Source organism: Streptomyces parvulus (assembly GCF_014648855.1).
Taxonomy (GTDB): Bacteria; Actinomycetota; Actinomycetes; order Streptomycetales; family Streptomycetaceae; genus Streptomyces; species Streptomyces parvulus.
In genome coordinates, this window is record NZ_BMRX01000011.1 from 13709 (window position 1) to 34669 (window position 20961).

15 protein-coding genes are annotated in these 20961 nt (G+C 75.0%); 6 read left to right on the forward strand and 9 right to left on the reverse strand.

Translation table 11 applies throughout. The annotated features are described in order from the left end of the window. Positions 1–50: 50 nt before the first annotated feature. The gene (locus IE108_RS22320; RefSeq protein WP_064730386.1) at positions 51–914 is read left to right on the forward strand and encodes a phosphotransferase enzyme family protein; all 864 of its coding nucleotides are present in this window, start codon (positions 51–53) and stop codon (positions 912–914) included. Positions 915–938: 24 nt separating this feature from the next. On the opposite strand, the gene IE108_RS22325 is transcribed toward IE108_RS22320, so the two are convergent. Together IE108_RS22325 and IE108_RS22330 are read right to left on the reverse strand one after the other, a co-directional pair. Then, a complete protein-coding gene (locus IE108_RS22325; protein WP_064730385.1) occupies positions 939–1661 on the reverse strand; it encodes an exonuclease domain-containing protein in 723 nt (240 codons plus the stop codon). Positions 1662–1776: 115 nt separating this feature from the next. Continuing rightward, positions 1777–3024 (reverse strand): DUF5919 domain-containing protein, encoded by a 1248-nt coding sequence (locus IE108_RS22330; protein WP_064730384.1) that lies wholly within the window; start codon positions 3022–3024, stop codon positions 1777–1779. A 356-nt stretch (positions 3025–3380) separates the two neighbouring features. Between IE108_RS22330 and glgX the strand changes: the two genes are divergently transcribed. Beyond that, positions 3381–5498 carry a glycogen debranching protein GlgX gene (gene glgX / locus IE108_RS22335; RefSeq protein ID WP_064732019.1) on the forward strand — a complete coding sequence of 706 codons (2118 nt, stop codon included), beginning with the start codon at positions 3381–3383 and terminating at the stop codon, positions 5496–5498. Between the two features lie 94 nt (positions 5499–5592). Further along, positions 5593–8028, forward strand: a complete 2436-nt coding sequence (gene treY / locus IE108_RS22340; protein ID WP_064730383.1) for a malto-oligosyltrehalose synthase — start codon at positions 5593–5595, stop codon at positions 8026–8028. 7 nt (positions 8029–8035) lie between these two features. Here the strand turns inward: treY and IE108_RS22345 are convergent, their stop codons facing one another. From IE108_RS22345 to IE108_RS22370, 6 genes are all read right to left on the reverse strand, one after another. Continuing rightward, positions 8036–9361, reverse strand: coding sequence for a M14 family zinc carboxypeptidase (locus IE108_RS22345; protein ID WP_064730382.1), 1326 nt, complete (start codon positions 9359–9361; stop codon positions 8036–8038). 227 nt (positions 9362–9588) lie between these two features. Further along, positions 9589–10173: an FHA domain-containing protein gene (locus IE108_RS22350; protein WP_064730381.1), complete on the reverse strand. Its 585-nt coding sequence runs from the start codon at positions 10171–10173 to the stop codon at positions 9589–9591. Positions 10174–10226: 53 nt separating this feature from the next. Next, a complete protein-coding gene (locus IE108_RS22355; protein WP_064730380.1) occupies positions 10227–11240 on the reverse strand; it encodes a peptidogalycan biosysnthesis protein in 1014 nt (337 codons plus the stop codon). Continuing rightward, on the reverse strand, positions 11237–12478 hold the full coding sequence (locus tag IE108_RS22360) for an MFS transporter (protein ID WP_064730379.1): 1242 nt from the start codon (positions 12476–12478) through the stop codon (positions 11237–11239). Before IE108_RS22360 ends, IE108_RS22355 begins: the two co-directional genes overlap by 4 nt. After that, entirely contained in the window at positions 12475–13707 is a 1233-nt protein-coding gene (locus IE108_RS22365) for an ATP-grasp domain-containing protein (protein WP_079163700.1), read from the reverse strand. Before IE108_RS22365 ends, IE108_RS22360 begins: the two co-directional genes overlap by 4 nt. Positions 13708–13739: 32 nt before the next feature. Beyond that, on the reverse strand, positions 13740–14960 hold the full coding sequence (locus IE108_RS22370) for an ATP-grasp domain-containing protein (protein ID WP_159394633.1): 1221 nt from the start codon (positions 14958–14960) through the stop codon (positions 13740–13742). A gap of 253 nt (positions 14961–15213) precedes the next feature. Between IE108_RS22370 and IE108_RS22375 the strand changes: the two genes are divergently transcribed. From IE108_RS22375 to treZ, 3 genes are all read left to right on the forward strand, one after another. Further along, complete coding sequence (locus tag IE108_RS22375; RefSeq protein WP_064730378.1) at positions 15214–16662, forward strand: coproporphyrinogen-III oxidase family protein; 1449 nt, start codon at positions 15214–15216, stop codon at positions 16660–16662. Next, complete coding sequence (locus IE108_RS22380) at positions 16659–17744, forward strand: DUF1152 domain-containing protein (RefSeq protein ID WP_064730377.1); 1086 nt, start codon at positions 16659–16661, stop codon at positions 17742–17744. The genes IE108_RS22375 and IE108_RS22380 overlap by 4 nt, the downstream gene beginning before the upstream one ends. Before the next feature lie 133 nt (positions 17745–17877). Continuing rightward, entirely contained in the window at positions 17878–19623 is a 1746-nt protein-coding gene (gene treZ / locus IE108_RS22385) for a malto-oligosyltrehalose trehalohydrolase (RefSeq protein WP_064730376.1), read from the forward strand. A 362-nt stretch (positions 19624–19985) separates the two neighbouring features. On the opposite strand, the gene IE108_RS22390 is transcribed toward treZ, so the two are convergent. Next, positions 19986–20921 carry an aminoglycoside phosphotransferase family protein gene (locus IE108_RS22390; RefSeq protein ID WP_064730375.1) on the reverse strand — a complete coding sequence of 312 codons (936 nt, stop codon included), beginning with the start codon at positions 20919–20921 and terminating at the stop codon, positions 19986–19988. Positions 20922–20961 lie beyond the last annotated feature (40 nt).

Here is a 20961-nt window from a genome sequence, read left to right on the forward strand (position 1 = left end):
GACGGACGGCGGGAAGCCGGCGGACCTGACGGACACGGAGGCGTACGACGATGGACGAGGCACGGGCCCGGGAGGTGCTGGCCGGGGCGGAGGTGCTGACCCGCCCGGCCGAGGCGCGGCTGCTGGCCCTCGGCGAGAACGCGGTGTTCGCCGCCGGCGACCTCGCGGTCAAGGTGGGCCGGGACGCGGAGCTGCTCGACCGGGCGCGGCGTGAAGTGGCCGTCGCCCGCTGGCTGGAGGAGGCCGGTGTGCCGGCGGTGCGGGCGGCGCGGGAGTCGGCGCTGTTCGTCGACGGCCACCCGGTGACGGTGTGGCGCCGGTTGCCCGAGCCGGTGCGGCCCACCGAACCGCGGGACGTCGCCGTACTGCTGCGACTGGTCCACGAACTGCCCCTCCCCTCCTCCTTCGCACTGCCGCCCCGCGAGCTGCTGGGCGGTGTGGAGCGCTGGCTGCGGCTCGCGGGCGACGTGATCGATCCCGCGGACGCCGCCTACCTCCGGGAGCGCCGGGACGGGTTCGCGGCGGCCGCCGCCGCGCTGAGCCCGCACCTGACGCCGGGCCCGATCCACGGCGACGCGCTGCCCCGCAACGTGCACGTCGGTCCCGACGGGCCGGTCCTGGTCGACCTGGAGACCTTCTCCGCCGACCTGCGCGAGCACGACCTGGTGGTGCTCGCCCTGAGCCGGGACCGCTACGGGCTGCCCGCCGAGGCGTACGACGCCTTCACGCGGACGTACGGCTGGGACGTGCGCGAGTGGGACGGGTGCGCGGTGCTGCGGGGGGCGCGGGAGACCGCCAGTTGCGCCTGGGTGGCGCAGCACGCGCCGAGCAATCCGAAGGCGCTGGCCGAGTTCGAGCGCAGGGTGGCCTCGCTGCGGGACGGGGATCCGACGGTCCGCTGGTACCCCTTCTGACTCCGCGGGGCCGCACGGGCGGGGTCAGACCCGCTCGTCGGCCGGCTCGCGCAGGGGCCAGGTCGCGTCGACGACCGCCGCCGCGTCGCCCTTGCGGCGCAGGAAGTTCTGGAAGTCCGCCGCCCACTCCGCGTACCACTCGATCTGGCGGCGGTGCAGGTCCGCCGGGCCGAGCGCCGCGACCTTGGGGTGGCGGCCGGCTATCGCGCGGGCCAGCCGCGCCGCGGCGAGCGCGTCGGCGGTGGCGTCGTGGGCGGCGTCGAGCGGCACGCCGTACTCCCGGCAGACCGCTTCCAGGTTGCGCTTGCCCCTGCGGTAGCGGTCGACCGAGCGGTCGATGGTGTACGGGTCGATGACCGGGGCGGGGTCGGCACCGTCCAGGCGGTCGCGCAGGGACGGCAGTCCGTGGCGCCGCAGCTCGGCGGCGAGCAGGGAGAGGTCGAAGGCCGCGTTGTAGGCGACGACGGGGACGCCGGTGCGCCAGTGGTCCGCGAGCACGGCGGCGACGGCGTCCGCGACCTGGTCGGCGGGCCGGCCCTCCGAGGCCGCCCGCTCATTGCTGATGCCGTGCACCGCGACCGCCTCGGCGGGAATCTCCACGCCCGGGTCGGCCAGCCACTCCCGGCGGCCCTGCGGCTCCCCGCCCCTGACCTCGATCACGGCCGCCGTGACGATGCGCGCCTCGCGCGGATCGGTGCCCGTCGTCTCCAGGTCGAAGCCGATCAGCAGCTCCCGGTGCCAGCCCATGGGCGGTCCCCCTTCTCGGTGGTGCTTTCCCCCAGTGGTCTCCACCCTCCCACGGGCCACTGACAATCAGAGGATCGCATTCCGCTTGTCCCCGCTCCGGACCGGCCGCGGGCCGTCACGACACCGGCCGCGAGTCCGCCCACATCAGCTCGAACTCCTCCCGGTAGGTGGGGAAGAGTCCGCCTTCGTCGACTTCGTCCGCCTTCACGACCCTGCCGCCGCCCCGCCCGTTGCGCAGGACGAGCACCGGCGCCTCCATCCCCCGCGTCCGGCGCAGATAGGACTGGACGACCGCGATGCCGTCGGCGCCGTCCCCGTCGACGAGGTAGGCGGTGAAGCGGGGCGTCTCGTCGAAGACCTGGATCTCGAACGCCCCCGGGTCCCGCAGCCGGGCCCGCACCCGGCGCATGTGCAGGATGTTCATCTCCACGGCCCGGCTCAGCTCGCCCCGCTTGATGCCCAGTTCGCGCTCGCGGCGCTTGATGGCGCTGGAGGCCGGGTTCAGGAAGAGCAGCCGCACCCGCCCGCCGGCCTCGGCCATCCGCAGCAGGCGACGGCCCGAGAAGTTCTGCACGAGCAGGTTGAGGCCGATGCCGAGGGCGTCCACGCGGCGGGCGCCGCCGAACAGGTCCTCGGCCGGGAACTGGCGCAGCAGCCGGACGCGGTCCGAGTGGACGGCGACGACGTCGGCGTAGCGGTCGCCGACCAGGTCCTCCACCGCGTCCACCGGCAGCCGCCGCGACGACGGCACGTCGCCGCCGGCGCCCAGGACCTCCAGGAGCCGGGCCGAGGCCCGCTCGGCCTGGTTCAGCACCGCCTCGGACAGCGCCCGGTTGCGGGAGACGACGTTGCGGGTGACCTCCAGCTCGTCCAGGGCGAGTTCCACGTCCCGGCGCTCGTCCACGTAGGGCTCGAAGCAGGGCCAGTGCTGCACCATCAGCTCGCGCAGCTGGGGCAGGGTCAGGAAGCTGAGGACGTTGTCGTCGGCCGGGTCGAGCAGGTAGCCCTTGCGGCGGCTGACCTCGCGGACCGCGACCGCGCGCTGGACCCACTCCTGGCCGGCCGGTCCGGCGGCGGCGACCACCCAGTCGTCGCCGTGGACGGGCTCGTAGATCGGCCTGAGCACCGCGCCGACCACGGCGCGCAGCCGCTGCTCGACGAGGTTCAGCCAGATGTAGGCCCGGCCCGCCCGCTGGGCGCGGGTGCGCACCTCGTGCCAGGCACCGCCGTCCCAGTCCAGTTCCGGGCCGATCGCGCCCGCGCTCATCGGCCGCGCCAGGGACACCGCACCGGGCGGGACGTCCGTGGAGGTCTCCTGGTGACCGTCGTCACCAGGAGGCAGCTCCAGCCCTCCCGAGCCCACCCGTGCACCGCCTTCCGCTCCCCCGGGCGCCGCCCGGGGACACCCCGTCCCAACGATCAAGGAAGGGTACTCCGGGAGCGGTCCGCGGTGCAGCCCGATGGACGCGCCGGTTTTCCCAACCTCCTTGATCCGCGCGCCCGTTCCGGGTCGCCCTCCACCGCCGAGTGAGCGGAGTCATAGCGGTGACGTGGCCGGGTACGGGGAAGACTTCCCCGCGCCCGCCCCGCGGCGCGAGTGGAGCGAGACGCCGAAGGGTGGGTAGGGAGACGTACGTGCTAGGTGGTCGCCTCACTTTCGGGGAGACTTCGGAGCCAAGGCGTCCGCACCGGCGCCCCACACCTGAAAGAGTCGTGTTCATGCAGGTCTGGCCTGGAGAGGCATATCCACTGGGTGCCACGTACGACGGCGCCGGCACCAATTTCGCGGTCTTCACGGAGGCCGCCGACCGAGTAGAGCTGTGTCTGCTGCACGACGACGGCTCCGAGACCGCCATCGAGCTGCGCGAGAGCGACGCCTTCGTCCGGCACGCGTACCTGCCCGGCGTGATGCCGGGGCAGCGCTACGGATACCGCGTGCACGGCCCGTACGCGCCGGAGCGCGGGCTGCGCTGCAACAGCGCCAAGCTGCTCCTCGACCCGTACGCGCGGGCGATCAGCGGCGCCGTGCAGTGGGGCGAGGAGGTGTACGGCTACCACTTCGGCGAACCCGACCGGCGCAACGACCTGGACTCGGCGCCGCACACGATGACGTCCGTCGTGGTCAACCCGTACTTCGACTGGGGCGACGACCGGCGCCCCCGGACGGAGTACCACCACACGGTGATCTACGAGGCCCATGTGAAGGGCCTGACCATGCGTCACCCGGGGCTGCCCGAGGAGCTGCGCGGCACCTACGCCGCCCTCGCGCACCCGGCGGTCATCGAGCACCTGACCGAGCTGGGGGTGACCGCGCTGGAGCTGATGCCGGTGCACCAGTTCGTCAACGACCACCGGCTGGTCGACATGGGGCTGAACAACTACTGGGGCTACAACACCGTCGGCTTCTTCGCCCCGCACAACGCCTACGCCTCCTGGGGCGACCGCGGCCAGCAGGTGCTGGAGTTCAAGTCGGCGGTCAAGGCGCTGCACGAGGCCGGGATCGAGGTGATCCTGGACGTGGTCTACAACCACACCGCCGAGGGCAACCACCTGGGCCCGACGCTGTCCTTCAAGGGCCTCGACAACCCCTCGTACTACCGGCTGACCGACGACCCGCGCTACTACATGGACACCACGGGCACCGGGAACTCGCTGCTGATGCGGTCCCCGCACGTCCTCCAGATGATCATGGATTCGCTGCGGTACTGGGTCACCGAGATGCACGTCGACGGCTTCCGCTTCGACCTCGCGGCCACCCTGGCCCGGCAGTTCCACGAGGTCGACCGGCTGTCGTCCTTCTTCGACCTGGTGCAGCAGGATCCCGTGGTCTCGCAGGTGAAGCTCATCGCCGAGCCGTGGGACGTGGGCGAGGGCGGCTACCAGGTGGGCAACTTCCCGCCGCTGTGGACCGAGTGGAACGGCAAGTACCGCGACACGGTGCGCGACCTGTGGCGCGGCGAGCAGCGCACCCTCGCCGAGTTCGCCTCCCGGCTGACCGGCTCCTCCGACCTCTACCAGGACGACGGGCGCCGCCCGCTGGCCTCGATCAACTTCGTGACCTGCCACGACGGCTTCACCCTGCACGACATGGTGGCGTACAACGACAAGCACAACCACGCCAACGGCGAGGACAACCGCGACGGGGAGAGCCACAACCGCTCCTGGAACTGCGGCGTCGAGGGCGACACCGACGACCCGGCGGTCCTGGAGCTGAGGGCGCGGCAGATGCGCAACTTCACCGCCACCCTGCTGCTCTCCCAGGGCGTCCCGATGATCAGCCACGGCGACGAGTTCGCCCGCACCCAGCGGGGCAACAACAACGCCTACTGCCAGGACAACGAACTCGCCTGGCTGGACTGGCCGGACGGCGAGGAGCCCGCCCCCGGGCTGCTGGAGTTCACGCGGGCCATGGTGTGGCTGCGCAAGGACCACCCGGTCTTCCGCAGGCGCCGCTTCTTCCACGGACGTCCCGTGGAGGGCACCCGGGACGAGCTGTCGGACATCGCCTGGTTCACCCCGGAGGGCGCGGACATGACGCAGCGGGACTGGGACTCCGCGCGGGCGTCGGCGCTGACCGTCTTCCTGAACGGCAACGCGATCTCCGAGCCCGGTCCGCGCGGTGAGCGCATCGGCGACGACTCGTTCCTGCTGATGTTCAACGCCTCGCCCAAGACGCTGGACTTCGTGGTGCCGGTGGACCACGGCCGGCAGTGGGAGCTGATCGTGGACACCGCGCTGCCGGCGGGGGTGCCCGCGGAGACCGGGGCGAAGGTGCAGGCCGGGGACCGGCTGACCCTGGTCGACCGCAGCCTGGTGGTGCTCCAGCGGCCCGTCTGACGCGGCCGGGGGCGTCCGCCGGGCGCGGACGCCCCGTGCACCCGTGCAGGGGGCCGGTGACAGGAATGGCGGCAGGACGGGTACGTAGCTCTGCATGACACCTGAGCGATCCGTCCCGGTGCCCTCCACGGCCTCCCCCTCCGCTCCCCGCGCCACCTACCGGCTCCAGCTCCAGCCCGACTTCCCCTTCGCGGCCGCGGCGGCCGCCGTGCCGTACCTGGCCTCGCTCGGCGTGTCCCACCTGCACCTGTCCCCGGTGCTGGAGGCGGTGCCGGGGTCGGGTCACGGCTACGACGTCGTCGACCACGCGCGCGTGCGCGAGGAGCTGGGCGGCGAGGAGGGCCTGCGGGCCCTGTCGCGCACCGCGCGGGAGCACGGCCTCGGCCTGGTCGTGGACATCGTGCCGAACCACATGGCGATGTCCCCCCGGCACAACGCCGCCCTGTGGGACGTACTGCGCCAGGGACCGGCGTCGCCGTACGCGCGCTGGTTCGACGTCGACTGGGAGGCGCAGGGCGGGCAGCTCCTGGTACCCGTGCTCGGCGGGCCCGTCGGCGAGGTGCTGGACCAGCTGCGGGTCGACGGCGACGTGCTGCGCTACCACGAGCACGCCTTCCCGCTGCGGGACGGCACCGCGGACCTGCCGCTGCCGCAGCTCCTGGACGCGCAGTGGTACCGCCCGGTGTGGTGGCGGCTCGCCCGGACCGAGCTGAACTACCGGCGCTTCTTCAGCATCTCGGAGCTGATCGGCGTACGCGTCGAGGACCCGGAGGTGTTCGAGGCGACGCACGCCACGATCCTGCGGCTGCTGCACGAGGGCGTCGTCGACGGGCTGCGCGTGGACCATCCGGACGGTCTCGCCGACCCCGGCGCCTATCTCCGGCGGCTGCACGAGGCGAGCGGCGGGCGGTGGACGGTGGTGGAGAAGATCCTCGCGGACGGGGAGCCGCTGCCCGCGGACTGGCCCGTCGCGGGCACCACCGGCTACGACGCCCTGCGGCACGTCGACGGGGTGTTCGCGGACCCGGACGGATACGGGGAACTGCTCGGGCACTACCGGGCGTTCGCCGCGCCGCCGGACGACCTGGGCGGAAACTGGGCGGCGACGGTGCGGCGGGCGGCGTACCGGGTGCTCGGGCACGAGCTGGCCACCGAGACGGAGCGGCTGACCCGGGTGGCGCACCGCCTGTGCGTGGCCTCGCCGGAGCCCACGCTGCGCGACCGGGCGCCCTGGGCGCTGCGCGCGGCGCTGTGCGAGCTGCTGGTGCGCCTGGAGGTGTACCGGCCGTACGGCACGGCGGACGCGGCGTCGGTGGTCACCGAGGAGGCGGCGGCCGGGGCGCGCGCGGCGTTCGCGGTGCCGGAGGAGGCGGGCGCCGTCGACGTCGTGCGGGACCTGCTGCTGGGGCGGTACGGCGACGGGCCGGAGTACGCGGAGTTCCGGAACCGGTTCGCGCAGACCTCGTCGGCGCTGCGCGCGAAGTCCGTCGAGGACACGGCGTTCTACCGCTACGTGCCGCTGCTGTCGGCGACCGAGGTGGGCGGGGAGCCGGGGAGTCCGGCGCTCGCCCCGGAGCGGTTCCACGCCTACTGCGCGCGCGTGCAGCGCGACTGGCCGGCCACCGGCACGGTCGTCTCGACGCACGACACCAAGCGCAGCGCCGACGTGCGCGCCGCGCTCGCGGTGCTCACCGAGTGTCCGGGGCGGTGGGCGGACGTCCTCGCGGAGGCCACCCGTGCGAGCGGCACCGGTCCGGATCCGCAGTCGGCGTGGGCGGCCTGGCAGACGGTGTTCGGACTGGGCCCGGCGGACGGCGGGCGGGTGCGGGAGGCGCTGCTCAAGCACGTGCGCGAGGCCGGGACGCACACCAGCTGGACGGAGCAGGAGCCGGCGTACGAGGAGGCGGTGGCCGCGTTCGTGGCGGCGGGGCCGTGCGGCGCGCCGGGGGAGCGGGTGGCGGCGCTGCGGGAGTCCCTGGAGCCGCACGTCCGGGCCAACGCCCTCGGCACCGCCCTGGTCCACCTCACGATGCCGGGCGTGCCGGACCTCTACCAGGGCACCGAGCACGAGTACCGGGCGCTGGTGGACCCGGACAACCGGCGCCCGGTGGACTTCCCGGAGCACGGCGGGCCGGACGGCGCCGAGGCGGCCGGCGCTTCCGGGGCGTCCCGGACGTCGCGCGAGAAGGCCGCCCTGACCCGGGCCGCGCTCGCGCTGCGGGCCCGGCGGCCCGGTGCCTTCGGCGGCGCGGCGACGTACGAGCCGCTCGCCGCCGAGGGGGCGGCGGCGGCGCACTGCCTGGCGTTCGCGCGTTCCGGGGAGACCGTCACGGCCGTCACGCGCCTGTCGCTGCGGCTGGCGGAGGCGGGCGGCTGGGGCGCGACGGTCCTCCCGCTGCCGCCGGGCCGGTGGACCGACGCGCTGGAGCCGGAACGGGAGTTCAAGGGGCACGCGCGCGTGGCGGACCTGTTCGCGGGGGCTCCGGTGGCGCTGCTGGAGCGGGTGGAGGGCACCGGCCAGGACGGCTGAGGCGGGGTCAGTCCCGGTGCAGGGGCACGGCGGCCCCCGGGTTCCACCCGGGGTCGCCGGACCGGGAGCCCGCGGTGGGGCGCCGCCCGGCGAGTTCGAAGGCGGCCAGGACGACCCGGGTCTGGTACTCCACCTGGCGGGCGATCGGTATCCAGTGCGCGGAGCAGCCGTCGCGGTAGTCGGCGCAGCCCTCGTCGACCAGCCGGTCCAGCTCGGGCAGGACCCCGGCCGGGTCGGCCCCGGCGCGGGTCACCAGCTGGTGCAGCAGCCCGGCGGTGCGCAGCGCGAGGCGGCGTCCGGCCAGGCGCAGGGCGACCAGGTGGGCGGTGCTCATGGGCGGCAGGGAGCGGCCCGACCCGTCCTCGGTGTCGGGGTCCCAGGCGTCGGCGAGCCGCGGGCAGACCAGGAGGTAGTCGTCGACCGGGGCGAGCAGGTGGGCCGCGCCCGGCACCCCGGCGAAGTGGGGGCGGACACGGGCGAGGACGCGGTGCAGGCGCCGCGTGTCGTGCCGCAGCGCTCCGCTCACGGCCCGCAGCACCCCGTCCCGGTCGGCGGGGGGCCTGCCGTCGGCCACCGCGGCAACGCCCCACATGGGCGCCTCGACGACCGCGGTGACGGTGCCGTAGCGGCGGGGGTGGCACCAGGTCGAGTCGACGGCGGCCTCCGTGATGGCCGCGGTGAGGTCGCCGCGGCGGGGCGTCGGTATGCGGTAGACGGCGGGGCCGAGGTCGGGCCAGTACAGGGTGTCGTAGGCGCCCAGTTCGCGGGGGATGCCGAGGCGGGCCGCGGTCTGGGCGATGCGCTGGGCGATGCCGGGCAGGTCGTGGGTCAGCTCGACGAAGCCGCCGCCGACGTCGACGCCGTGCAGGGAGCAGTGGAGGAAGGGCCGCAGTTCTTCCTGGAGGTCGAGCAGGGTGCGGGTCTCGGGCAGGGTGACGCGGTCCGGGCCGTCGGGCAGCCACTCGGGCTGTTCCAGGAAGCCGGGCCGGAAGAAGTTCCTGGCGTAGCGGCCGAGGGTGTAGGGGCCGGACAGCCAGCCCTCGTTGCGGCGCAGTCCGTCGGGGTCGGCGCACAGCAGCAGGTTCCAGGTGGCGTCGGCGCCCTCGGTGAGCCGGGGGTCGGCCGCGGCCCGCTCGGCCAGCCGGAGGACGGTGGCGCCGCCCACGGGCTCGTTGGCGTGCGGCCCGCCGACGACGAGGGCGTTGCGGGCGCCGTGGCCGACGGAGAGCAGCAGCAGCGGGGTGCCGGCGCGGGAGGTGCCGACGCGGCGCAGCCGGGCCTGTCGGGGATGGCGGGCGACGAAGGCGGCGGCCCTGGCACCCAGCTCGTCCACGGTCGGATAGCGCAGGAGGGGCGGCAGGGCACACCTCCGTGAAGTGGGCCGACGGTTCACCTGACGTGCGCGGTGTACGCACAGTCAGTCACGACTTGGGGGGTACGTCAACACCGCGCAACGCAATGGGAGATGGCCTCCGGAACGGCACGGGAGAACGCATGACACCGCGTGAAGCCCAGGCCAGAGATGTGCTCGGCGCGGTCCGCCGGGGTGGCCGGTGCGCGTCAGCCGGGGGTGAGCGGCGCGGGTCCGGCGGGCCGGCTCGCCGCGAGCCGGAAGGTCATCCGGCCGAAGCCGATCTGGTCGCCCTCGCGGACGACGGCCGCCGCGATGACCCGCCGTCCGTTGACCGTCGTGCCGTTGGTGGAGCCGAGGTCGCGCAGCACCCACATGCCGCCCTGGCGGCTGAGTTCCGCGTGCACCCGGGACACCGTCTCGTGGTTCAGCCGCAGACCGCTGGACGGGTCGCGCCCTATGCGCAGCGGGTGGCCGGTGCCGGAGTGGGGCAGCAGCAGCTTGGGCAGCCGCTCGGCGCGCCAGGCCCGGCCGAGCCGTACGCCGAACCCGGACACCGCCTCGACGCCGCCGAACACGAGCCGGGACAGCCGGCCCTCGGTCCGCAGGTCGGCGGTGAGCGGGACCAGTTCCTCGGGGCGGCGGGCGGCGAGCGCCAGCTCCATCCGGCGGACGAACGTGTCGTGCGAGAGGCGTCCCACGGCGACCCCGTCCCGGAGCACCTTCAGCGCCTTGTCGCGCTCCGCGTCGGACAACCGCGCGGGGTGCGTGGGGAATTCGAAGGACGACGTCACACCCGCGATTGTCGGTCAGCCGGGTGCGGGGTGTCCAGGACACGTCCCGCCGCTCACCTCCCCGGCCGCCGGTCGGCCAGCGCGGACAGGGCGGACACGGCGGCGCCGCGGCGCCGCTTGGCCTCGATCGCGGTCATGCCGGCGTGCAGGGCGGTGGAGCCGTGGGCGTAGGCGGCCTCGGCGGGCAGGTAGTACATGAGGTTGAAGTAGAGGTGGGGCGCGGGGTGTCCGCGGTCGTGGGCGACCGCGCGGATCCAGGTGGTCGCCCCGTAGTGGTAGTAGAGGCAGAAGCCGGTCATCCGGCCGCCGTCGTGGGCGGCGACCACGCGGGCCTCGTCCCCCATGGCGGCGGCCTGGCGGTTCAGCACCGCCGTCATCGCGTCGACGCCGTCGCGGTCGTGGCCGTGCCCCCGCTGGTGTCCCGCCAGGAGGACGGCCGCCTCCCCGACGCAGTCGGCGAGGACGTGGTGGCGTACCCGCAGGGCGGCCGCGGCGAAGCCGGCGCGCTCGCGGCGGACGCCGGTGCGGCGCCGGGCCGGCAGGGAGGCGACGTAGTCGTCGAAGCACGTGCCGGGCAGGGGGATGAGGGCGTCGTCCTCCAGGCGCAGGGGCGGATCGGGGTAGAGCGGGGCGAGCGCGGCCGTGGCCCGGGCGGTGAGGTAGGGCCACCAGTGCGTGGTGCCGTGCCGGTCCGCGAAGCGGCGGGCGGCGTCCCGGAGCAGGGTGAGACAGGCGTGGCGCCGCCCGGGTTCGAGTCCCGGGGCGGTGAGGGGGGTGTTGTGGTAACCCCGGCGGGCACCGGCGATCACGCGGGGCCGCAGGTGCGGCGGCAGGACGGTCCCGGGTTCGTAGCTGTCGTTCGGTTCGTCCCGCACCAGGTGGAGGGGCGCCGCGGCGAGCAGGGTGCCGTCCGGGTCCCGTACGAGGCAGTAGGCACGGGTGGCGGTGGGGTCCTCCTCCTCGCCGGCCAGCCAGCGGTGGGAGAGGTAGAGGCCGGCCGGGCGGGCGAGGTGCTCCCACTCGGCGGCCGGCACCTCGTGGACGGAGTCGACGACACTCGTGATCAACGCGGGCTCCTTCGGCGGCGGGGGGCGTGCAGGGCCGGTACGGCGAGCAGCGCGATCAGGCAGGCGGCGGCCTCGGCACCCCACGGCAGGAGCGGGTCCGCCTCCAGGAGCAGGGTGAACAGGGCGGGCGCGGCGACCATGCCGACGGCCCAGGAGAACTGGTAGAGACCCTGGGTGAAGCCTCCGGCGGCCCGCGGGGTGAGGGTCACCGACAGTTCGCTCAGCGCCGGGCCGAGGAGGATCTCCGCCACGCTGAACAGGACGATCGCGGCGACGAGGGCGGCCCAGGCGACGGCACCGCCGCCCGGGAGCGCGGGCAGCGCGAACGCGGCCATGCCCACGGCCATGACGAGGTATCCGGCGGACACGGCCCGGTGGGGTGCCTTGGGGGCCAGGTGCGCGGTGACGGCCGTCGAACAGGCGGAGACGATGACGGTGTTGACGACGAACAGCACGCTCGCCGCGGCGGCCGGGAGGCCCAGGGCCCGGGTGGTGTAGACGGCGACGAGGACGGAGAGGGCGGCCTGGGCGAGGACGTAGGGGATGTTGACCGCCACCAGTACGAGGTAGCGGCGTGTGTCCCCGGCGCGGGTGGCGCGGTCGGGCGGCGGGCCGTCCGGTCGCGGCGCGGTGGTGGTGAGGGTGGCGAAGCAGGCTGCCGCCAGGAGGTAGGTCGCGGCGTCGACGGCGATCAGCCAGCGCAGCGAGCCGTTCCCGAACAGGGCCAGGGACCCGGCCGCCGCGGCCGATCCGGCGGCGAGCCCGATGTTGCGCAGCGAGCCGGTGAACGCGAACCAGGAGCGTCGCTCCGCGGGCCGGGTGACGTGCGTGATCAGGGTGCGCTGGGCCGTGAAGTACATGTTGATGCCGCTCTGGACGAGCAGGTACACGCCGGTGACGTGCCACTGCTCGCGGGCGGGCAGGAACAGCGCGAAGCCGGCCGCGGAGAGGATGTTCGCCCACACGACGACGCGCTTGGGCCCGACCCGGTCCATGAGGCGCCCGGCGAGGAAGGTGACCGGCAGGGCGAGGGCCTGACCGGCCGTCATGGCCGCCCCGACCCGGGTCAGCGACAGGCCCTGGACGTCGGTGAAGTAGAGCAGCCCCAGCGGCAGGAGCATGCCGTTGCCGAGGGAGTCGACTAGGTTGCCGGTGATGAAGAGGCCGTGCCCGCGCAGTGCGGGCAGGCCGAGGCGGTCCAGGGCGCGGGGGCGGCGGGCGTCCGCGGGCGCGCTCACCGGGCCGGGTCCAGCAGGCGGCCGATCTTGGCCATGACCCCGGCCGCCGGGAAGCCGTACGCCTTGTGCAGGCCCGTCAGGGTCTTGACGGTGCGCTCCTCCTCGCCCTCGGCGAGGGTGAACACGACGATGTCGCCGTGGGAGGCGCCGTCGATGACCAGCTCGTGCGCGGTGACCACCTCTACGCGGCGCCGGAGTTCGGCCAGGACCTCCGGGGGGACGCGCCCGGCGGCGAGGAACTCGACGGCCCAGCGGGTGCGCGGGGCCGTGCCGCCGGTGAAGGGCAGGCCGCGGGCCAGACGGGCGAGGGAGGTGAAGGTGTTGGTGCCGGACGCTGCGCACGAGAGGGTGGTGGCGCCGCCGATGCGCGGGTTGATCTCCAGGACGACGAACCGGCCGCCGGTGTACACCATGTCGACGTTCACCGAGCCGTGGACGCCGAGGTCCCCGCAGAGGCCGGTGAGGGTGCGGGCCACGTCGCGGAAGGCGGCGTCCGCCTCCGGGCGGGGGCCGCACCAGCGCAGGTCGGCGAAGGTGAACACGGGTTCCGGGCCGGCGCGTCCGGTCCAGCACGGGGGCAGCACCCGGTACGCCCCCGGGCGGCCGACGACGTCCACGCTGCACAGGTCGCCCTCGACCACCCGCTCCACCACCGTCGACACCGTCTCCGGGCCGCCGGCGAGGTGGGTTTCGAGGTCGGCGGACGAGCGCAGGGTGCGGATGCCCACGCTGGTCGACTCCCACACGGGCTTCGCCATCAGGGGGTAGCCGAGGCCTTCGGCCCGCACGCGCAGCGCGTCGCGGTAGCCGGGGACCGGGAGGCCGCGTCCGGCGAGGAGGTCGGAGTCGACGCGGAACCCCTCGGGCACGGCCAGTCCGGCCTGCGCGCAGAGGCGTTTGGTCTCCCACTTGTCCACCAGCAGCATCGTGGCGGGGAGCGGTGTCATGACGGTCGGGATGCCGACGGAGTCCAGGAAGGCCTTGGCCGCCGCGTCGCGCAGCGCGTTCTCGCACGGCAGCGAGATCGACACGGCCGCGTCGGCCCCCCAGGAGGCGACGGCGTCCGCCAGTTCCCGCGGCGTCACCGCCCGGTCCAGCCGTTCCCGGTGGCCGGGGAAGTCCTCGTCACCGGGTGTGCCGCTGGTGTGGAACAGCCCGGCCTCGATCCCGTCGGCCGCCAGCTCGCGCACCGCCCGCTGGACGAAGGGGTCGGCCCGCCGGATCCCCACCGATCGTAAGAACGCGATCCTGCGCACTCGTGTCAGCCCACTTCCACTCGGGACCGGGCGGCCACCCGGTCGGCCAGCCGGCGTGCCTCGCCGGCCGTCGCGGCGCGAGCCAGCACGTGCCCCGCCCGGCACGCCGAGTCCGCGGGCTCCGGCACCGCGTCCCCGGGCTTCAGGTACAACTCGGCGTGCGTGCCGGGTTCGCCGGGGACGTCGAGCCGCCGCAGCACCCCGCCGCGCTCGGGCAGCAGGAACCGGATGGCCGCCGCGTCCGTGCGGGTGGGGGCGGTGTCCGGGGCCGTGCCGAGGACGGCCCGGAGGTGGGCCACGGCCTCGTCCACGCCGGTCGCGGCCTCGACGACCTCGCACAGGTTGTCGCCCGGCAGCCGGGCGCCGGTCTCGATGACGTACGGCGTCCGCGCGCCCGGCGGGATCTTGACCTCGGTGTGCGCGATCCCGTTGCGCACCCCTACGGCGAGCGCGGCCCGCGCGGCGACCCGCCGCACCTCCTCCTCCAGCGGGCCGGGCAGGCCGGAGGGGCAGGTGTGCCCGGTCTCGATGCGGTAGGTGCCGTCGGTGGTGTCCTTGGCGACCACCGGCAGCGGGTGGGCCACGCCGTCCGCGACCACCGTGTCGCAGGAGTACTCCCTGCCCGGGACGTACTCCTGCAGCAGGGCCCGCGTGTCCAGGGGCAGTCCGTGCGGCTCGGCGCGCGTGTACCGCTGGGCCGCGCGGACGGCGTCGGCGAGCCGGTCGGGCCCGTCGACCACGGACACGCCCCAGGAGCCGCCCTGCTCGGCCGGCTTCACCACCAGGGGCCATCCCAGCGCGCCGGGGCCCGCCCGTGCCACCCGCAGGGCCTCGTCCGGGTCGTGTGTGACGGCCCAGCGGGGTGCGGGGACCCCGGCCCGCGCGAAGGCCTCCCCCATGAGGATCTTGTTCCTGGGCGCGTGCGCGAGCCGCGGGTCGTTGCCGGGCAGGCCGGTCCGTTCGGCGAGCAGCGCGGCGAGCGGCGTGAACAGTTCGAAGCAGGCGGCGATCCCGGCGACCGCGTGCCGCCGGCAGAAGGCCTCCATGTCCACCAGGGCCCTCGCGGTGTCCGTGAGGTCCGTCGCGCAGACCCCGGACAGGGCGTCCCGCAGCCGGTGCGGATAGCCGTCGTGGACGTCCTTGTGCGTGGCCGCGTACAGGCGCACCCCGAGCCGGCCGGCCGCCTCGACGAGGAACCGCCCCGCGTTCCCCATCGGCTCGATCACGAGTACTCCCGGCCCGCGCGGGGCCGCCCCGATTGTCATTCCACCAGCAAACCCGCGGGGCGGCCACGGCGACTATCGGCCTGACCGACGAAACCAACTCCCGCTTTCACATGCGCTTTTGGAGCAATTGCCAGCGAACTGAGCAGTAGAACCGGGGTATTTGGTGCGCCCCTCTGATGGAGGCGCGCGAGCGCCCCGTGGTCGGATCACCGGGCCGGAAGAACCGCGCCCCGCCCCACGGGAAGGCAACACCGTGACCAGCAGTCCGCACCAGCAGCTCGCCGACCACATCGACCAGGGCGTCATCCCGCCGTACCAGTACTCCTACCCGCCCCGCTCCACCTACCGTCCGCTGCCCGAGGGCAAGTGGACCGTCTCCGACGTGTGGGCGGCCGACCTCGCCAACCACCAGGTACCGGAACTCAACCTCTACCTGCACGTGCCCTTCTGCGACCGCAAATGCGGGTTCTGCAACCTCTACACCGTCATCAGCACCGACGAGGACGTCTACGACGCGTACACCGACGCCCTGTGCACCCAGATACGCGACCACGCGGAGGTCATCCGGGCGCGCCGGTTACGCACCATCTACATCGGCGGCGGCACCCCCGCCCTGCTGAAACCGCGCCACTTCGAGCAGATCTTCGCCACCATCGGCGAGGTCTACCCCAACTGGCGCTCCACGGCCGAGGAGGTCGCCGTGGAGGCGACCCCGTCGTCCATCGCCGACGCGCCGGAGGAGTTCAAGGCCCTCATCGACATGGGCCTGACCCGCGCCAACGTGGGGATCCAGTCCCTGGTGCCGCGTGAGATCCGCGAGGCCGGCCGGGGCGGGGAGGACGAGGACGTCATCCGCCGTGCCGTCCGCACCGCGCACGAACTCGGCCTGCCGGACCTCTCCACCGACCTGATCATGGGTTTCGCGGGCCAGACCCCCGAGACCTGGCGCCAGAGCGTCGACGAGCTCGCCGCCCTCCGGCCCACCACCATCAGCACCTACTTCCTCACCGTGCGGCCGGACGCCTGGTTCTCCAAGACCGGCGCCTACCAGTACATGTGGCAGCCCGAGCTGTACGAGCGCTACGACTACGCCCGCCGGGTCTTCCTCGACCACGGGTACGTCCAGGAGGGCTCGGTGCGCTACAAGAAGCCCGGCCGCGGCGGTTACGCGCAGAAGGTGCTCACCTTCCACGGCGTCCCGCTGCTCGGCCTGGGCGTGGGTGCCCGCTCCTACACCAGCGTGCTCGACTACATGTGCGGCAGCGTGAAGCCCTCCACGGCCGAGGTCGCGGAGTACATCAGGAAGGCGAGGAACCACGAACTGGTCCCCGTCACCGGCTTCGAGCTGACCGACGAGGAACTCGTCCGCAAGCGGCTCGTGCTGGACACCTTCGACCTCGACCTCTCGGAACTCGACCGCTTCGGCTACCAGCGGCACGCGGCCGAGTTCGAGCCGGTCCTGGAGGCGGCGTGGTCCCACGGGCTCGTCCACCGCCTCGGCAGCCGGGTCCAGCTGACGCCCAAGGGGTTCAAGTACCGCGACATCCTCTCGTGGATGTTCTACTCCTCGACCGTCAAGGAACTCGACCGCGAGTACTACGAGAACCTGCACGCCGCGAACGCCCGCGCCCGCAGGAACATGGGGGCGACGCCGGTCCGGATCACCGGCGTCGACCTGCGCGAGCGCGAGGGAGCCGCGTGAGCGACCTGTACGTCGCCGCGGGCGGCGGGGGCGACCCCGTCGGAACCCTCATCGCGGCCCGCGCCCTCGGCGGCGGTCCCGCCGGCCGGAGCGGCCCGCCGCTGATCGCCACCTACGCGTGGGAGCGCCGGGAGGTCGATCCGACCGCCGCCCTGCTCGGCGTGGACGACTTCGAGGATCTCGCCCGCCCGGCCGGGACCGGCCCGACCGGCTTCGCGGCCTTCACCCCGGCCACGCGCGTACGCCCGCCGGCCGGCTCCACCCTGCCCGGACTGGCCCGGGACCTGCCCGCCCGGCTGCTGCTCCTCGACCCCGCGGCGGGGCTCGCCGCACTGGCCCGGCAGGTGGGTGCGATGGCCGCGGCCGCGGGAGGCCGCGTCCACGTCGTCGACGTCGGCGGCGACGTCCTGACCCACGGCGACGAGCCCGGCCTGTGCAGCCCGTTCGGCGACGCGCTCACCCTGGCCGCCTGCCACCTCGCCGGCGTGCCCACCACGGTGCACGTCGCGGGACCCGGCCTCGACGGCGAGATCGAGGAGCGGATCCTCCTCGGACGCCTCGCCGGGAGCCGCCCCCTCGTCCCCGGCCGGGACGCGGTGGAGGCGGCCGCCGCCGCACTGGTCTGGCACCCCTCCGAGGCCTCCGCGCTCTGGGCCGCCGCCGTCCAGGGTGCCCGCGGCGCCGTCCGCACCGTCCGCGGCAGCGCCATCCGCCTCACCGACGCCTCCGCGCGGCTCTACCCCCTGCCGCTCGACGAGGCCGTCGGCCAGAACCCCGTCGCACGGGCCCTCGTCGAGGAGCGCCCGGCGACCCTGCGGGACGCGGCGGCGCTCTCCCACCGGCTCACCGGCATCCACGGACTGGCGGCTGAACCCGATCCGGCACCGGGGCCGTCCCGGCCCGCCGGCGGTACGGCGCTTCCCGGCCGGGACGAGGCGCTGTCGACCCTGCGCGCGGCGGCGGCCGGCGCCGGCCACGTCACCCTCCGGTACGCCGCCCGCACCCTCGGCCTCACCTGGCGGGACATCCCCGCCCTGCGGACCCTCCTGGGCAGCGGCACCCCGCTGCTCCGCCTCGCCTGACCGGCGAGAGGACCGCCCGCCCCGCCCGCCGGCCCGACACCGCCGCGGGCGGGGCGAATCCCCAGCGGACCGCTCCCCGATGAAGGACCATGGACGGGCTACATCACGGTGAGCAGACGAAGGGGAACCGTCCGTGCAGTTCGAGGTGTGGGCACCACAGGCCGGCCGAGTGACGCTGGAGTGCGACGGCGCCACGCGCGCGTTGGAGCGCGATCCGCAGCGCCCGGGGTGGTGGTGCGGGGAGAGCGAGGCGCGCGACGGCTCCCGGTACGGCTTCGCGGTGGACGACGGTCCGGTGCTGCCGGACCCGCGCTCGCGGCGGCAGCCGGACGGACCGGACGGACTCAGCGCCGTCGTCGACCACGGCCGGCACGCCTGGCGCGCCGAGTGGGCGGGACGGCCGCTGCCCGGCGGCGTCCTGTACGAGCTGCACGTCGGCACGTACACGCCCGAGGGCACGCTGGACGCCGCCGCCGGACGCCTGGAGCACCTGGCCAGGCTGGGCGTCACCCACGTCGAGCTGATGCCGCTGTGCCCCTTCCCGGGCCGGCACGGCTGGGGGTACGAGGGCGTCTCCCTGTGGGCGGTGCACGAACCGTACGGCGGACCCGAGGCGCTGAAACGGTTCGTCGACCGGGCGCACGAGCTGGGTCTCGGCGTGGTCCTGGACGTGGTGCACAACCACCTGGGGCCGTCCGGCAACTACCTGCCCGTCTTCGGGCCGTACTTCACCGACACCCACCACACGCCCTGGGGCGTCGCCGTGAACCTGGACGCGCCCGGCTCCGACGAGGTGCGGGCCTACCTCGTGGACAGCGCGCTGGCGTGGCTGCGGGACTACCGGCTCGACGGGCTGCGCCTGGACGCGGTGCACGCCCTGGTGGACACGCGCGCGTGCCACTTCCTGGAGCAGTTGTCGACCGCTGTGGACAACCTCGCGGCCGACCTGGGCCGTCCGCTGTTCCTGATCGCCGAGTCCGACCTCAACGACCCGCGGATCATCACCCCGCGCGCGGAGGGCGGCCTGGGCGTGCACGCGCAGTGGAACGACGACTTCCACCACGCCCTGCACACCGCGCTGACCGGCGAGGCGCAGGGCTACTACGCCGACTTCGCGCGCGACCCGCTGGCCGCGCTGGCCAAGACGCTGTCCCGGGGCTACTTCCACGACGGCACGTACTCCAGCTTCCGGGGCCGCGGTCACGGCCGGCCGCTGGACCGGGGCCGGGTGGCGGCGCACCGGCTGACCGGCTACAGCCAGACCCACGACCAGATCGGCAACCGCGCGCAGGGCGACCGGCTCGCCGCCCTGGTCTCCCCCGGCCTCGCGGCCTGCGCGGCCACCCTGACCCTGACGGCGCCCTTCACGCCGATGCTGTTCATGGGTGAGGAGTGGGCCGCGGGGACGCCGTGGCAGTTCTTCACCGACCACACCGATCCGGAGCTGGCGGAGGCCGTACGGCGCGGCAGGCGGCGGGAGTTCGCCGCGCACGGCTGGAAGGAGGAGGACGTGCCCGACCCGCAGGACCCGGCGACGCGCGAGCGCTCCTGCCTCGACTGGTCCGAGCCGGAGCGCGAGCCGCACGCGCGGGTACTGGACTGGTACCGGCGGCTGATCGCGCTGCGGGCCGGGCAGCCCGACCTGACCGACCCCGACCTCGCCGACACCCGGGTGGCCCACGACCCGGCGGGGCGCTGGCTGGCCTTCCGCCGCGGCGACATCCGGGTCGCGGTGAATCTGGGCCCCGAACCGGCCCTCATCCCCCTGGGCAGCCGCCCCGCGCGCGTGCTGGCCGCGTGGGAGCCGGTGGAGGGCCCGGGGACGGACGGAATACTGCGGGTGCCGGGCGAGTCGAGCGTGGTGCTCGAACAGGAGTGAGGCGGCGGTGCGGTGGCCCCGGGCGCGGCGTCCTCGCGGGGGCGGCGCGCCCGGGGTCGTCCCGTCGTCGGTGCCCGTGGGGCGTGCCCGCACGCTCGGGGCGTTGGCGCCGGGCGACGCACCCGGGCGGCGCACGCGGGCGGAACACGCGGGCGGCCGGATGACCCCGCCGGGGGCGCACGCATGCGGCGGCATCGTCCCCGCCGGTGCGGCGCGCGCTGGCGGTGAAGTCGCCCGCGCCAGGACAGCCCCCGCCGGCGGTGAAGTCGCCCGCGCCAGGACGGCCCGCGCCGGCGGTGAAGTCGCCCGCGCCAGGACGGCCCGCGCCGGCGGTCGAGCCGTCGCCCGCGGGGCCTGCGCGCTCAGGCGGTCGAGGCGTCCGTGTCGTCCTCGCGCAGTTCCGTCACCCGCTCCAGCAGGATCGGTTCCCACGCGCGCCGCAGCCGTGTCCTGAGCGGGGCCAGGGCGGTGCCGGACCGGCCGGCGAGGGCGTCGGCCAGCGCGACGAGGGTGTCGCAGCGGGCCAGCCAGAGGCCGCGCAGACAGGGCCGGGCGCCGTACCCGGCGAGGGTGGCGGCGCGGACGGCGGCGGGCGAGCCGACCGAGAGCGCCAGCCCGGCGATGTCCTCGGCCGGATCCCCGAGGACGGCGTCCGCCCAGCCGAGCACCCCGCGCACCCGGCCGTCGGCGGCGACCACCAGGTGCTCGCCGGTGAGGCCGTGGTGGACGAGGACCGCGCTCCCCGGCTGGGCGCCGAGCTGGGCGGCCGCCTGCCGGGTGAGCCGCTCGGGCCGCGCCGGGTCGAACTCGTCGGCCTCGGCGAGGCGTCCGGCGGCCCGCTCGGCGGCTCCGCGCAGCGCTTCGAGCGAGCGCGGGGCGGACCGGGGCACGCCGAGGGCATCTGCCTGGCGGACCGGCACCTCGCGCACCGCGGTGAGCAGCGCCGCGAGGTCCGCCTCGCCGAGCGCGGACACGTCGTGGTCCTCGCCCGACCCGCCGGGCAGCCTGGCGTCCAGCGTGTAGGTGAGACCCGGGGACCACTCGCCGTGTGCCACGCTCGCCGGGACCGCGACGGGCAGGCGGGGCCGCACCAGCTCGCGCAGGCGCAGTTCGCGGCGCTGGCGCAGTGCCGCCTCGCGGTCGGGGGCGAGCCGCAGCACGTGCCGGGAGCCGACCCACCAGGTGGCGGGTTCCGGGCCGGCGGCGACGGGGCGCACGTCCGGCTGCGCGCTCCCGCCCAGCAGGGAGCTGACCAGTCGGCGGACGCTGTCCGCGGTGGGTGTCGGTGCCTGGGTCATGGTCGCGCCGTCGTCCTCCGGTTCCGCCGGGGCGTTCGGG

Coding starts and splice junctions, on each gene's coding strand:
- IE108_RS22320 (WP_064730386.1), top strand. CDS start 51: ATGGACGAGGCACGGGCCCGGGAGGTGCTGGCCGGGGCGGAGGTGCTG.
- IE108_RS22325 (WP_064730385.1), bottom strand. CDS start 1,661: ATGGGCTGGCACCGGGAGCTGCTGATCGGCTTCGACCTGGAGACGACG.
- glgX (WP_064732019.1), top strand. CDS start 3,381: ATGCAGGTCTGGCCTGGAGAGGCATATCCACTGGGTGCCACGTACGAC.
- treY (WP_064730383.1), top strand. CDS start 5,593: ATGACACCTGAGCGATCCGTCCCGGTGCCCTCCACGGCCTCCCCCTCC.
- IE108_RS22390 (WP_064730375.1), bottom strand. CDS start 20,921: ATGACCCAGGCACCGACACCCACCGCGGACAGCGTCCGCCGACTGGTC.